11 protein-coding genes and 2 pseudogenes are annotated in these 14,597 nt (G+C 44.5%); all 13 read right to left on the bottom strand.

Annotated elements, in window-relative coordinates:
* Positions 1-348: 348 nt before the first annotated feature.
* Positions 349-1,002, bottom strand: a complete 654-nt coding sequence (ureG, locus tag L0J61_RS03590; RefSeq protein WP_301464947.1) for an urease accessory protein UreG — start codon at positions 1,000-1,002, stop codon at positions 349-351.
* 67 nt (positions 1,003-1,069) lie between these two features.
* Positions 1,070-1,888 carry an urease accessory protein UreF gene (locus L0J61_RS03585; protein ID WP_301464946.1) on the bottom strand — a complete coding sequence of 273 codons (819 nt, stop codon included), beginning with the start codon at positions 1,886-1,888 and terminating at the stop codon, positions 1,070-1,072.
* Entirely contained in the window at positions 1,881-2,474 is a 594-nt protein-coding gene (ureE, locus tag L0J61_RS03580; RefSeq protein WP_301464945.1) for an urease accessory protein UreE, read from the bottom strand. Before ureE ends, L0J61_RS03585 begins: the two co-directional genes overlap by 8 nt.
* Positions 2,475-2,792: 318 nt before the next feature.
* The gene (gene ureC / locus L0J61_RS03575) at positions 2,793-4,940 is read right to left on the bottom strand and encodes an urease subunit alpha (RefSeq protein WP_301464944.1); all 2,148 of its coding nucleotides are present in this window, start codon (positions 4,938-4,940) and stop codon (positions 2,793-2,795) included.
* 139 nt (positions 4,941-5,079) lie between these two features.
* Positions 5,080-5,382, bottom strand: coding sequence for an urease subunit gamma (ureA, locus tag L0J61_RS03570; RefSeq protein ID WP_301464943.1), 303 nt, complete (start codon positions 5,380-5,382; stop codon positions 5,080-5,082).
* 69 nt (positions 5,383-5,451) lie between these two features.
* Positions 5,452-6,402, bottom strand: a complete 951-nt coding sequence (locus tag L0J61_RS03565) for an urease accessory protein UreD (RefSeq protein ID WP_301464942.1) — start codon at positions 6,400-6,402, stop codon at positions 5,452-5,454.
* A 273-nt stretch (positions 6,403-6,675) separates the two neighbouring features.
* Positions 6,676-7,374 carry an urea ABC transporter ATP-binding subunit UrtE gene (gene urtE, locus L0J61_RS03560; protein WP_301464941.1) on the bottom strand — a complete coding sequence of 233 codons (699 nt, stop codon included), beginning with the start codon at positions 7,372-7,374 and terminating at the stop codon, positions 6,676-6,678.
* A 122-nt stretch (positions 7,375-7,496) separates the two neighbouring features.
* Positions 7,497-8,375 carry an urea ABC transporter ATP-binding protein UrtD gene (urtD, locus tag L0J61_RS03555; protein WP_301464940.1) on the bottom strand — a complete coding sequence of 293 codons (879 nt, stop codon included), beginning with the start codon at positions 8,373-8,375 and terminating at the stop codon, positions 7,497-7,499.
* Positions 8,375-9,445, bottom strand: coding sequence for an urea ABC transporter permease subunit UrtC (gene urtC, locus L0J61_RS03550; RefSeq protein ID WP_301464939.1), 1,071 nt, complete (start codon positions 9,443-9,445; stop codon positions 8,375-8,377). The genes urtD and urtC overlap by 1 nt, the downstream gene beginning before the upstream one ends.
* A 10-nt stretch (positions 9,446-9,455) precedes the next feature.
* Positions 9,456-11,054, bottom strand: a complete 1,599-nt coding sequence (urtB, locus tag L0J61_RS03545) for an urea ABC transporter permease subunit UrtB (RefSeq protein ID WP_301464948.1) — start codon at positions 11,052-11,054, stop codon at positions 9,456-9,458.
* Positions 11,055-11,538: 484 nt separating this feature from the next.
* Entirely contained in the window at positions 11,539-12,882 is a 1,344-nt protein-coding gene (urtA, locus tag L0J61_RS03540; protein ID WP_301464938.1) for an urea ABC transporter substrate-binding protein, read from the bottom strand.
* Between the two features lie 613 nt (positions 12,883-13,495).
* A pseudogene (locus L0J61_RS03535) lies at positions 13,496-13,894 on the bottom strand (DDE-type integrase/transposase/recombinase); the annotation flags it as partial.
* A gap of 11 nt (positions 13,895-13,905) precedes the next feature.
* Positions 13,906-14,115 (bottom strand): annotated as a pseudogene (locus L0J61_RS03530) (integrase core domain-containing protein); the annotation flags it as partial.
* Positions 14,116-14,597: the final 482 nt, after the last annotated feature.

Genomic DNA, 14,597 nt, shown 5'->3' with positions numbered 1-14,597 from the left:
ACTTCGGACTTCTTTTTTTATCTTTTTTTTGAGCCCTTATCCCGAACTGGGGTTATTCTAAATTAATAGTCGCTAAATCTATCTGATTTGGGATGCCTGATTAAAAGTAAAACTATACTTATAAGAAAAGCCTTGCAACGCAGATGCTGCAAGGCTTTTCTTATGCATTCAAATATTTATCAATAAACTCATTATGTTTTAAATCGATTGCATCGAGGACACACTCTATAGTCGGTGGAAAGTAGTGTTGATACAACACGTGCTGCTGATGCAGAACTTTCTTGATTGCTTGCTGTGGCTAAAGCCAGTAGAATGTCATCAGGTTTTTATTGCAGTAGAATCAGTGTTTTACGCTGCACCGATCATTCCTTTGTCTTTGATAAAGGCAACAATATCATCTACACCTTCGCCGGTTTTCATATTGGTAAAGACCACAGGTTTATCCCCACGCATTTTCTTTGCATCGCGATCCATGACCTCAAGTGACGCGCCTACCAAAGGAGCAAGATCGGTTTTGTTGATGATGAGCAAGTCCGACTTCATAATGCCAGGTCCGCCTTTGCGAGGGATTTTATCTCCTGCTGAAACATCGATGACGTATAAGGTTAAATCAGACAGCTCTGGACTAAAAGTGGCTGCTAAATTATCACCACCAGATTCAATGATGATGAGCTCAAGCCCGTCAAACTGATTCTGTAATTCGGCGATAGCAGATAGGTTGATTGATGCATCTTCACGAATGGCTGTGTGCGGGCAACCACCTGTTTCAACGCCGCGAATACGCTCAGCTGGCATCGCTTCATTGCGGGTCAAAAACTCTGAATCTTCCTTGGTATAAATGTCATTGGTGACTACAGCCATGTTGACACTGTCACGCATTTGTTGACACAACCGAAGCGTCAATGCTGTTTTGCCTGAACCAACAGGACCGCCAATACCTAGACGTAGTGGAGATAGCGTTGTGTCTGGTGTCTTGCTTTCAGTTTTTGGGGTAAGTGCCATAAATATTTTTCCTTACTTAACTTTATGATAGTTAGCGTTTTGTTTTTAAGTGTTAATTATTGAGGGCTTAAGAGCGGAATAATCGGCTGTACTGCCTTTCGTGCTGGCATGACAGTATCGCTAAATTCGGTAAGCTGGCTGATATGTTTAGCTTTGCAAAAAGCAGATTGAGCTTAGCGGTGCTTTCATTAATGGTGTCAGTTTCAGTGGTGCTGGCTCGTACGGTGTCAGCTTGTGTCGTATCAGCCTCTATCGGCATAGACTGAATTTGCAGGAAACTGTCCTTGACTTTGGCCGCCAATGCGTGCACCTGTTTGCTCAACAACTGCTGCAGTTGCCAAATTATTCGTTGTCCTGCCATTTGTCCAAGCGGAACCGTTTTAACAGCGGCCAGCACCATGTTTTCTATTTGACCAAAAGCATAGGTCGTCACTGCTTGCGCTGGTTGCAATTGCCAGTGTGAGCTGATTTGGGCAAATAGTGGCAAGAATCCATGAATAAGCAAACTGTCTGGGACATTGAGCTCAAGCACTTCATCTAACCATGAAGACAACGAGAGCGTGAGTTGGTTTGATTCATAAACAAACTCTTTGGTTTCGCGACTGGCATGATAATCTGCCCCTAAAGCGTCAGCAAGTGCTAAGTCTTCAATATCAAGGGCTTCAATCATCAATGCTAATAACGGTAATTCATAACGACATAATGCCAGCTCCAGATAATCACTCATAAATGTCAGACAGCTGCTTTCATCATGAATAAGCCCTGACTCAATAGCGGGCTCTACACCTTGTGAGTAGGTATAGCTGCCAATAGGTAGGTTACTCGACGCCAGCATTAGTAGACGGCCAGTTACCTCTTTGTCATTATGGTCGTTCACCTCAATCATGGGAGCTGCTGCTGTGGCTATGTGAGTGTGAGTGACTTGCATGCGACGAATCATGGGAATGACTATTTGAGTGGCTGTGTGAGTGACCAGATGCATGGTGATGTGAATGAGCGTGTCCGCCTTCACTGCCTTTATAAGCACCAGTTTCTGGCTCAAAGGGCGCTTGTACGGCTTGGGTCTGTAGTCCAAGCTGACTCAACATCGCCTCCAAAACATGGTCTGGCTCGAAGTACAGTGCATTAGGGGTGATCATCAACGGCACATGGCGATTACCCAAATGGTAAGCCCCTTTCATAAGATCAAAGCCATTATCAGCAGTGACTTCAACCAAGGTTTGCTTGGCAGCCATAATCTGAATCAAGTCTCCTTGGCTATTTGCTAGTACGCAGCCACTTTTTAGCGTTGCTGTACGGGGCAAATCAACCCCAAGGGTTTCATTGCTCTCGGTTTTGGCTTTAAATCGGCTACGCTGACGGGTGTCAAAGTCCAAACATAAATGGTTTTTTGCTTGTTTTTGCTGTTCGATAGTGGTTTGTTGTTCTGTGCTCAGGTCTGATTTTTCTAGGCGTTGAGTATAAATTTTCATAACAATATCTATGGCTCTTTAAAGTTTAAACACAAAGTTAAAGTACAGTGAATTAAAATATAGTGAATCCCAAATAAAAAGGAGACGTAATTTATTAACGCAGGACTAATACAAGTTTTTTTGCTTGCTGTGCTCACGCTGACAGAGGCTGCAAAAAGTATGTATCAGTCCCGTTGTATCGTTTTTAAAATGAACCGACTATACATAAGCTGTACTATGTAGGTGATGGAAAATATGATGCACGATACTTGGGTGAGCGTCATCTTTCTTTTGGGGTTTGTTGCTTCTATATCTGCTTATTTTTATAAGTTTTTGACTTTAGAATAAAAAGTAACGCTGTGCCATCGGTAAGTGTTCTGCGGGTTCACAGGTCAGTAGCTCGCCATCAGCATACACTTCATAGGTTTCTGGGTTGACCTGCATATCAGGACAGTAGCTGTTGAATTTCATGTCCTGTTTGCGTACTTGGCGAATGTTATGTACTGGTTTGATGACTTTTTCTAGCCTCAACGCCTTGTCCACTTCTTTTTGTATAGAGTCGCCTGACATAAAGGTGATACAGGTTTGCGCCACCGTCTTAGGAAAGCTGCCAAACATAGCACGGTAATGCACGGGCTGCGGGGTTGCGATGGAGGCATTGGGGTCGCCCATAGGAGATGCCGCTATCAAGCCACCTTTGATGATACGGTCGGGTTTCACGCCAAAGAACGCAGGTGACCATAAAATCAGATCTGCCCATTTACCCACTTCTACTGAGCCAACTTCGTCATTGATACCGTGTGTGATAGCAGGGTTGATGGTGTACTTTGCAATATAGCGTTTAACACGAAAGTTATCGTTACCACTATCAGCGTCAGTCTGACCCAACGCGATACTGTCTGTAGACTGTTCTGTTTTAGCAGAGGCATCAGGAGCCAAGTGCCCACGTTGCGCTTTCATTTTGTCAGCCGTTTGCCAAGTACGGATGATCACTTCGCCGACTCGACCCATCGCTTGAGAGTCACTACTCATCATAGAAATGGCACCGATGTCGTGCAAAATGTCTTCGGCAGCGATGGTTTCTTTACGAATACGGCTTTCTGCAAAGGCAACATCTTCAGCGATAGATGGACTGAGATGATGGCAAACCATCAGCATATCGAGATGCTCATCAATGGTATTGATCGTAAATGGGCGAGTAGGGTTGGTGGACGAGGGTAAGACGTTGGGTTCGCCGATGGCTTTTAAAATATCCGGTGCATGACCACCACCCGCACCCTCGGTATGGAAGGTATGAATACAGCGGTCTTTAAAGGCGCCTAGCGTACTCTCTAAATAGCCACTTTCGTTTAGCGTATCAGAATGAATCGCCACTTGCACATCGTACTCTTCTGCCACCGTTAAACAGTTATCAATGGCTTTGGGCGTGGAGCCCCAGTCTTCATGAAGTTTGAGCCCTACAGCGCCTGCTGCAATTTGCTCTTTAATAGGGTCAGGTAAACTCACATTGCCTTTACCTAATAGACCAATATTGATAGGGATGGAGTCAACCGCTTTTAGCATGCTTTGAATATGGTAAGCGCCTGGCGTACAAGTGGTGGCTAGTGTACCTTCGGCAGGTCCTGTGCCACCGCCGAGCATCGTCGTAACGCCGGACATCAACGCTGTTTCACACTGCTGGGGGGCAATAAAGTGAATGTGGCTATCGATACCACCTGCCGTCAAGATTTTACCTTCGCCAGCGATGATCTCTGTACCTGCACCGATAGGCAGTGTAACATTGGGCTGAATATCAGGATTGCCTGCTTTGCCTATTGCGCTGATGCGACCGTCTTTAATAGCGACATCTGCCTTATAAATACCAGTATAGTCGACAATCAAGGCATTGGTGATGACTGTGTCGGCAACTTGGTCACCGAGCAGTTGCGATTGCCCCATACCATCACGGATGACCTTACCACCACCAAACTTAATCTCTTCACCAACACAGCTGCCGTCAGAGTCTACTGTACCATCGTCCGCGGAAGTATTCGTTTGACTGGTCAAGTCGTACTCTACTTCAAGCCATAAATTGGTATCTGATAATCGTACCTTATCGCCTGTCGTGGGACCAAAATGCTCAGCATGGATACGTCTGTCAACACGCTTCTGTGACGTTTTTTTGGTAGGTTTTACGTCAACAGCGCCCATGACCTTGTCTGCAAAACCGTAAATATGCTGTTTACCTGCAATGGCAACCAATTCGACATCACGCTGTTGACCCGGTTCAAAACGGACGGCAGTGCCAGAGATAATATTAAGGCGGTAGCCACGTGTCGACTCTCTATCAAAGCTCAATGCCTCGTTTACTTCAAAGAAGTGATAGTGAGAGCCGATTTGGATAGGGCGGTCCCCTGTATTTATGACTGCCACTGTTTGAACACAGCGACCAGCATTTAAGGCCATGTCACCTGCTTTAATGTTAGTTTCACCTGGTTTCATCGTCATTTTTATTATCCTTCATTGGGCATGTTTGATTATTCGACCATGGTACCGACTTAGTACTGATAGAATAGCGCTGACAGAGGGTATGTTTTGCTCGGTATGTAAGCTGTTCCAAGCTATTCAACAAAGCAACCCTAACCAGTTATACGATAGGGTTGTGCACAGTCACAAGCTTGGTACCGTCAGGGAATGTCGCCTCAACTTGCACATCGTGAATCATATCAGCAATACCTTCCATGACATCATCAGCAGTGAGGTAGGTGGCACCTTCACTCATGAGTTGCGCCACGGTTTTGCCTTCACGAGCACCTTCCATCAGCTGCATACTGATATAGGCGATGGACTCAGGGTAGTTTAGCTTGACGCCTCGCTCTTTACGACGTTCGGCTACCATACCTGCAGTGAATAGCATCAGTTTGTCTTTTTCTGTGGGACTTAATTGCATGGCGCATCCTTAGTGTTTATTTTTCTTACTTTATAAAGTCATTAAAAGCTCATTGAGCTTTAGCTGGAGTTAGGTATCCCAGATTCGCGGTCGATGTGGTTCAATCTTAAACCATCTTTCTCTGATTAGCTCACGCACTTGATAGAAAGCTTCGAAACAGGCACGCACATCTGTACCTAAGTATCGACAATTGATACCTTGGTAGTTATGCGTGCATTGTATGGGTAGCTTTTGACTGTCGACAACACTACGTATCTCAGTAAGGGTTTTGTCTAAGAACTGTCCAAGCTGTAGCGGGTTGTTTTGCAGGTCAGGATCAATCACGTCAGCACTCGGTATTGCCCATAATGTGCCATGTATGTGTTGATTATCTAGCCCTAGCGGTGAGACAAACCAGCGGCTATTTGCTGGCTGAGAGGTGTGATCACTGACCAGTAACTCTCCGTCACGGCGTACTTCTAGATGGTTGGTATAATGACCGTTGGCAAAAGTTTCTTGATAGGCTTGGCGTCCAAAGACAGCGATATCCCAAGTGATAAGACTGGCTGTTTTGGCCAAATAAAAACGATTATTGGCGGTAGAGACAGAGTGATCGTAATAAATGCTTTCTTGGGGTAGCCACTCAAGGATGGCATCATCATCAATATGAGCGTCGATATGCTGTTCTGCGCTGATGTTATCGTTTACTTCTTGACTTAGGTCGGTGGCTGCTGATGAATCGCTAGAGGTTATAGGGCGTCGTGACTCACGTTGACCATACCATTTACCGGCGCCGGGTGTGGTGATTACTGCATGGCTATTGGATTGCAGTTTGAAGTCTAGTGTTAAGCGATCATCATCAGCGATACCAGCCGGAGGATACAAAACATAGATATGGCAAATACCTGCTTGCTGGTCGGGTTCGGGGTATAGTGGCCGTTGTACCACGAGTGCACCGGTATGAGCACGATGATACAGCCGCGTTTTTGCCGTATGAGCGGCACTATCAAAATGGAGTTGTAGAGAGGATTGCCAAGTCAAAATAAAATCTTCCTGAGACTGTGCGGTGTATTGCCAAGGCGGTTAGTAAATAGTACAAATCTTTACGGACTGTCTTGAGCGCTTTGTGGCTATTAGTTGTGTCTATTAATTACGGCGACCAGTTGTGATAATCAAGTGTTTGTGTGGTTTGTGCTGGAAGAATGAGTGGGTTATAGCCGATTCCCTATATTTATCACCACTTTCTTCAAGCACTCGCCTTGGCTATCATAGCGAAATAGACCATAAAAATATAGCGCTGTTGTTATAGCGCTCTTAAATAGCCACTAACTCTTGAATATTGTTTTCAGCCATGTCACTGCCAGCGCCTTGAGCCACCACTTGTCCACGAGACAGCACGGTATAGTTATCAGCAAGCTCTTCGGCAAACTCATAAAACTGCTCTACCAAAACGATTGACATATCACCTTTATCAGCAAGACTACGAATGACTCTACCAATGTCTTTGATAATGGAGGGCTGGATACCTTCCGTTGGCTCATCCAAAATCAGTACTGAGGGCTCAGAGGCGAGTGCTCTTGCAATGGCGAGCTGCTGTTGCTGGCCACCAGACAAGTCACCACCGCGGCGATGTTTCATCTCATCTAGTACGGGAAATATATCATACAAGTGCTTGGGCACTTTGCTCGCTTTACGTTGTGAGAACTTGGCCATACCGATTAGGATGTTTTCTTCAACGGTCAGAGTAGAGAAGATATCACGCCCTTGTGGGACATAGGCTAGCCCTGTACGGACGCGCTGTTCAGGCGTCATCTTACTAATATCTTTACCGTTTAATAAAATTTCACCTGACTTAATGGGTAGGATACCCATCAAGCATTTTAGCAAGGTGGTTTTCCCCACGCCATTACGACCCAACACCACGCTACATTCGCCTACAGGGGCAGCGAGGGTGACATCCCGTAAGATGTGACTGCCACCATAATATTGATTTATGCCATTGACTTCTAACATATAGATACCTTTACTTTTAATTATTAGCCTGCTTGTTGCAAGGTTCTCAGTTCTTGTGAGAACGTATCGAGCTACGATCTTGTAGACAGCTTATTTATGCATTTGCTAGCCTTTATCGGACGTTATCGACCGAGATATGTCTCAATAACGGCTTCATCGTTTTGTACTTCTGACAGGGTGCCTTCTGCCAGAATGGCGCCATTTGCCAAAACAGTCACCTTCTCACTGATGGCATCGATAAAGGTCATGTCGTGTTCGACCACAACTAAGGTGTGATCTTTCTTAAGGCGCAGACATAGCTCAGCGGTATGTTCAGTTTCGGCGTCTGTCATGCCTGCTACTGGCTCATCTAGCAAGATAATTTTTGGTCGTTGCATCAGTAGCATACCGATTTCTAACCACTGCTTTTGACCATGAGATAGTAGCCCTGCTGGCTTGTTAATCATGTCTTTCAAACGTATCTGCTCTAGTGTTGAGTCGAGCGTATCCTTAATATCGGCATTGGCTTTAGTGAACCAGCTTTTTGAGACACGTTTGTCTTCGGGGGCTGCAAGCATTAAGTTATCAAGGACAGTGAAATTTTCAAAGACAGTAGGTTTTTGAAATTTACGTCCAATACCTGCTTCTGCGATCTCTTCAGTAGATAACGCTGATAAATCATGCGTTTGACCAAAAAATGCACTACCTTCTGTCGGGCGAGTTTTGCCGGTGATGACATCCATCAAGGTGGTTTTGCCTGCACCATTAGGACCAATGATACAACGCAACTCACCCGTTTCAATATATAGCGACAAGTCATTAAGCGCTCGAAACGAGTCAAACCACACACTGACTTCTTCCAAATAAAGGGCGATACCGTCCCTCATATCTTGGACTGATTTTGGCACAGGGCGCGCTAAACCAGCACTGTCACCATAATCTTCAGCCAAAGTGGTAGTGGGTTTAGCAGACACGCCTTTAGAGGGCTCTCGATGAGCAGAGTCATTAGGTTGTTTTGTCATTATTCTTTTTCCTTCTTAAAGCGATCTAGCACACCAATGATACCGTTTGGTAGGAATAAAGTGACGACCACGAATAGTCCACCTAAGATCAGCAACCAAAATTCAGGATAAGCCACAGTGAAGTACGTTTTGATAGCGTTGACTGTGCCAGCACCGACGATAGCACCAATGAGTGATCCTCGTCCGCCAGCAGCGACCCATACAGCCATCTCGATAGAGTTGACGGGGTTCATCTCACCTGGATTGATGATACCAACTTGCGGGACATATAGAGCCCCAGCGAGACCGGCAATCACGGCAGACAATACCCAAGCAGAAAGCTTGTACCAAAGCGTGCGATAACCCAAATACTGCAAGCGATTTTCATTATCGCGTATGGCACCAAGCACCCGACCATACGGCTGGTTCATCAGATAGCGTAGCCCTAAATATGATAGTAACAGCGCCAAAGCGGTAGTGAAACACAACATGGCTCTGGTTGAAGAAGCAGTGATGTCATAACCAAGCAGTGTGGTAAAACCTGTGAATCCGTTGTTGCCACCGAATCCCGTTTCGTTGCGGAAAAACAGCAAGGCCGCAGCATAGGTCATGGCTTGGGTAATAATTGAAAAATACACCCCTTTGATTTTTGAGCGAAAAGCCAAGAAACCAAATATAAATGCGACCAATCCTGGCACTAATACAACCAATGCCATGGCCCACCAAAAATTCTGTGTGCCTGCCCAGTACCACGGCATCTCAGTCCAGCTCAAGAAACGCATGAAGTCGGGTAGTCCGTCACCTGCTGTTTCGCGAGTTAGGTACATACCAAAGGCGTAACCGCCTAAGGCAAAGTAGAGACCGTGACCTAAGCTTAAAATACCGGCATAGCCCCATACTAAATCTAACGCTAGAGCAACCATGGCAAGCGCCATGATTTTACCTATCAAGGTGACCCAATAGGAAGACAGATGAAAAGTTGAGGTTTCTGGTAATAGGTGCAACCACGGTAGTATAAGAAGTACTAAAAAGCACAATCCAATCAAAATAGAACTACGTGGGGAGTCAGATAAGAGTTGAGATATACGCATGAAATTCTCCTTAATCCACAAAACGGCCTTTGAGGGCGAATAAACCTTGCGGACGTTTCTGGATAAACAGAATCACAAGAACCAATAACACAATCTTAGCCAAAACAGCACCAATGCCAATTTCAAGCACCGTACCACTGACACCAAGACCTAAGGATGCCAATACAGCGCCCCATACTTGTCCGACACCGCCAACCACGACGACTAAGAACGCATCAATAATATAACTCTGACCGAGATCAGGTCCGACGTTACCGACTTGGGCGAGTGCACAGCCAGCAAGCCCTGCTAAGCCAGAACCAAGACCGAAGGCAAACATGTCAATGCGAGCAGACGGAATACCAACTGAGCGAGCCATTTGACGGTTTTGCGTTACAGCACGCACAAACAAGCCAAAGCGGGTTTTGTTAAGTAAATAAATCAGGAGTCCCAACACCACCACGGTAAATCCGATAATGGCAATACGGTTGTACGGCAGTGACAAGCTTGCTGATACTTGATATGCACCACTTAACCATGCGACATTACTGACTTCTACGTTTTGTGCGCCAAAGGTCATGCGTACTAACTGCATGAGGATGAGGCTGACACCAAAGGTAGCCAGTAATGTTTCTAGCTCACGGCCATACAAGGGTCGAATGACAATTCGCTCAATGATCATGCCTATAATGGCGCTGACCAAAAAGGCAGCAGGTATAGCGGCGAGTAAATACCAACCTGTCATCGTAGGAAAATAAGACTGAAATAGGTTTTGAACCACGTAGGTGACATAAGCGCCAATCATAATCAGCTCACCATGCGCCATATTGATGACACCAAGCAAACCAAAAGTGATCGCAAGACCGAGAGCTGCGAGTAATAAGATACTGGCAGTACTCATACCGGTAAATAAATGCCCGATCCAAGTGCTGGTTTTGATACGGCTAGCAACGTCGCTTTCAGCCTGTTCTAGAGAGCTTTTTAGCGCTGGGTCTAGATTTTCTGCTGCTAGTGCAGTTCGTAAGTCAACCAAAACTTGAGGGCTGTCACTATCGGCTAGTAAGTCCACTGCTGCAATCTGAGTGGGGAGATCACCATCTCGAAAATCAATACGAGCTTGTAAAACTGCTAGTGCTTCTTTCACCTGGTCGTCGCTTTCTTGGGCGCTGGCAGCGGAGATAGCTGCAGGGTCTACCTGATCAATGTTGTCAGATAGGATGTCTACAGCTTGCAAGCGCATCGTTTTGTCGTCTGACTCAAGCTTGGCTTTTGCTTGACCGAAAGTAAGTGCTGAGCGTAATGTATTGGTCAATGTGACTTGTGATAAGTCACTTGGCCAATCTGTTAGCTCCTGTTCATCTGGGTACGAAAACAGTTGGTCTTCGCTATTGAGCAGATATGTTTGCCCTGCATTGCCCTGATATAACTCATCGTTACCAATGAGCTCAACCAAAGTGTCTAGACTTTCAAGTGAACCAGGCCAGCTATTGAGCATCGCTTGGCGATTTTGAAAGTCTGCCGCCACAAACTGCTCAATGGCATCGCCTGACGGATTGGCGGTAGCCACTACAGTTGAATCAGTGACAGTTGATGAGTCGGCCACAGAAACTTTAGAAACTGTGCTATCCATGCTATCTACGGTATCCACGTTATCCGCGATGTTATCTGCAATGTCTGTAGTTTGACTTTGCGCATGGGCATGTGTGGGTACCAAAGATAGTGTACTTAGTAATAGGACGAATAAAACGGGCACCCATAAACAAAGGTTCATAAGACGTTTCATTAACCCTTGTTTATAAGTATCTGTATGAGCTAACGCCAGCACAGTCGTACTGATATCACGACCAGTTCTGAACGCTGGATTTCTCGCTTCTGTGGGTGATAGTGGGAGTAGCATCTTATACGGCTCCAAAGTTATTTTAAGTCGACAACCCCTGCAATGATGCACAACCTATGAAAGGCAATGGATAAAACAGTGATGAAAATACAATTATCTGAGTGTTCTTAGGTGGTTAGAACCGATATGTAGGGGTGTTTTTTGTAAAAAAGTGAACGGTCGTGGAGACCGGTTCACTTTTATTACTGCGAGTGGATAACGGTAAGCTACTGAATAATTATTCAGGAATGTACTGACTCCATGGCTCAGCACGAATGACTTCTGGCGTTTTATTGATCACATCAAACTGACCATCGGCACGGATTTGACCGATCATGACAGGCTTCCATAAATGATGGTTTTCTTCGTCCATTTTGAGTGTGTAGCCTGATGGAGCGTCGAAAGTTTGTCCTGCCATGCTGATACGTACTTGATCGACATCAGTGGTGCCAGCGTCTTCAACCGCTTGTTTCCACATATTGATACCGACATAAGTGGCTTCCATAGGATCGTTAGTCACGACTTTGTCAGCATTTGGTAGGTTGTTGTCCTGTGCAAACTGTTTATACTTTGCGGTAAAGTCGCTATTGGTCGGGTTTTTAACCGACATAAAGTAGTTCCATGCCGCCAAATGCCCTTCTAATAAGCTGGTATCGATACCACGAAGTTCTTCTTCACCGACTGAGAATGCCATGACTGGGATATCAGAAGCTTCAATGCCTTGGTTGGCAAGCTCGCGATAGAATGGCACGTTTGAGTCACCGTTAATCGTAGAGATGACTGCTGTATTTTTACCAGTGGCGAAGCTCTTAATGTTGCCAACGATAGTCTGATAGTTGCTGAAGCCAAATGGAGTATATTCTTCCATGATGTCTTCTTCAGCGATGCCTTTAGATTCTAAGAAAGCACGTAAAATCTGGTTGGTTGTACGAGGATAGACATAGTCAGTGCCTAGTAATACAAAGCGTTCAGCACTACCACCTTCTGGGCTCATTAAGTATTCAAGTGCTGGGATAGCTTGCTGGTTAGGCGCTGCACCAGTGTAAAAGATGTTTTCTGATTGTTCTTGACCTTCGTACTGTACAGGGTAAAACATCAAGCCATTTAATTCTTCAACCACTGGCAAGACTGATTTGCGTGATACTGAAGTCCAACCACCAAACATGACATCTACTTCGTCTTGGGTTAAAAGCTGACGTGCTTTTTCAGCGAATAGAGGCCAATCAGAAGCCGGATCTACCACGATTGGCTCTAACTGTTTACCTAACACACCACCATTAGCGTTAATTTCTTCGATGGTCATAAGAGCAGTGTCTTTCAGTGATGTTTCAGAAATCGCCATCGTGCCTGACAAAGAATGCAGAACACCTACCTTGATCGTTTCACCATCTGCTGCAGGAGTAGTTGTCGTTTCTGCTGTTTCTTCAGTCTCTGCTGTTTCCGCAGGTTTTTGGCAACCAATAAGGCTTAAGCTGCCTACAACAGCTACTGCCAATACTGAGAAGCGTGATGAGAATTTAGAATTGGTATGAGTACCTTTGTTAGCAGTGGTGGCGGTGGCAAAACTTGGTAGTAAAGACATAAATTTCTCCGAAAAATTAAAGTAACAGAGAGGTAGGTTAAGTTAACGAACCGTTTCTGACTGTTAATAATGCTTCAATATTTATGCCAAGCTTAAAAGTCATGAAATTGCACCAATACTGTTCTTTATTGGTATTTATGACGCCAACAGTTGCACCATAATGGTGTTTTTGTTACCGATATGCACTATAAAGACCTTGTTTAAAGTGGCGCAATGATATGTGTAAAAAAGAATACATGCTATAGGGCATGGTACGGAAGAACTCATAGAAAAGGATACTCGCTGAGCAAAGCCTAGCAAGTATGTTGGTCAGAATGGATTATCTGATGAAATTGTCGCCGAAGATTTATTTAATGGATTTTGATGCTATTTGGTGCCAGAGTGGGCGACGGAGTGATATTTTTGTTAGCTGGTTCAGACCACATTTATTAGGGTTATTAGGCTGGTTTGAGCTGTTACCTTTGTCATGACGGTGTTACTAGTCTTGAGCAACGTCTAAAACTATCTTACCTACATGAGTCTTTTTTAAGAAGAAGTCTTGAGCGCTATTTGTCTCTTGCAGCAGAATGGGCTACGCCGAAGAAACCGTAGAGATAAACTTGGGAGGTTTTAGTTACGCAGCCTGACGATAAAAGTCAAACCACACCTGTCTAGGCGACTTATAACCCAGGCCCTTTTGAATCCTCGTTTGGTTGTAGTACAGCTCAATATAGATAATGATCTCGTTTATGGCTGTAAATCTTGTTTTATAGTCGTGATGATATATCAGCTCATTCTTTAATGCGCCCCAGAAACTCTCTATTGGCGCATTATCATAACAATTTCCCTTACCGCTCATTGAGCCTATGAACTGATGCTGTTTGATGATCTTGTGATACGCATGGCTACAGTACTGACTGCCTCTGTCTGAAAGAACAATCAATCCTGGGTTTGGTCGTTTGTTTTTAACTGCCATATTTAGTGCTTTGCCAACTAAGTCAGCAGTCATGCACTTATTGATAGCATAGCCGATGTAGTGGTCAACTAATTTAGGACACCTGATAAGAGATTTTTATTAAAGTAGCGTTTCTCTTTTTCAGCTGGTGTTAGATAATTGTTGAAAGTATGCGGTCTCACGGTTTGATAATAGTCCCAAATATAGTCAGTAATGGCGGTTGATGCCTCATCGATATTCTCATAACCATCTCTTGGTATCCATTCTGTCTTAAAGCTTCTAAAGAAGCGTTCAGTTGGGGGCATTATCCCATGCGCGAGGATTAGCAAAATCCACGGTACGGTAAATATTGCCATTAGAGAGTTTGAAATTCAGCATGAGTATTTTTGAGAGTTTCATTGATATGTCTTTTTATGGGTTTTTAACTTGAGCCGGAATGACTGCATTTTTTGCTGCTGAGTTCATTATAGCGACTAAAAAAACAGCTATTTTCTAGACCTGATGAACGATTGTTTGTCTAACGAAAGTCTTTTAGCATTCTTCTGTTTTTAGTAGTTAGAGCTTTTAGTGGCATTCGGAACCAGATGAGTTCAGAATCAGCGTATAGCAGGATAGTATTGGAAAATAGTCAATAAGGGAGGGCGTTATATTTTTAGATCAAACCTTAATTTTAAGCGACTCCACCACATAAGAGTATGGATAAAATACGTGACGGCGATACCGTTTAATCGCGATAATTTTTATTTTAGAGCATCTGAAAATAAGAGGTTTGATACATGAT

Source organism: Psychrobacter sp. (assembly GCF_030457785.1).
Taxonomy (GTDB): domain Bacteria; phylum Pseudomonadota; class Gammaproteobacteria; order Pseudomonadales; family Moraxellaceae; genus Psychrobacter.
This window is presented reverse-complemented; position numbering and strand designations above follow the sequence as displayed.

Excerpts from the sequence above, each read along its gene's own strand:
- urtB (WP_301464948.1), bottom strand. The coding sequence starts at position 11,054 with ATGGATAGCACAGTTTCTAAAGTTTCTGTGGCCGACTCATCAACTGTC.
- urtD (WP_301464940.1), bottom strand. The coding sequence starts at position 8,375 with ATGACAAAACAACCTAATGACTCTGCTCATCGAGAGCCCTCTAAAGGC.
- urtE (WP_301464941.1), bottom strand. The coding sequence starts at position 7,374 with ATGTTAGAAGTCAATGGCATAAATCAATATTATGGTGGCAGTCACATC.
- ureC (WP_301464944.1), bottom strand. The coding sequence starts at position 4,940 with ATGACGATGAAACCAGGTGAAACTAACATTAAAGCAGGTGACATGGCC.
- ureE (WP_301464945.1), bottom strand. The coding sequence starts at position 2,474 with ATGAAAATTTATACTCAACGCCTAGAAAAATCAGACCTGAGCACAGAA.
- urtA (WP_301464938.1), bottom strand. The coding sequence starts at position 12,882 with ATGTCTTTACTACCAAGTTTTGCCACCGCCACCACTGCTAACAAAGGT.
- L0J61_RS03585 (WP_301464946.1), bottom strand. The coding sequence starts at position 1,888 with ATGATTGAGGTGAACGACCATAATGACAAAGAGGTAACTGGCCGTCTA.
- ureG (WP_301464947.1), bottom strand. The coding sequence starts at position 1,002 with ATGGCACTTACCCCAAAAACTGAAAGCAAGACACCAGACACAACGCTA.
- urtC (WP_301464939.1), bottom strand. The coding sequence starts at position 9,445 with ATGCGTATATCTCAACTCTTATCTGACTCCCCACGTAGTTCTATTTTG.
- ureA (WP_301464943.1), bottom strand. The coding sequence starts at position 5,382 with ATGCAATTAAGTCCCACAGAAAAAGACAAACTGATGCTATTCACTGCA.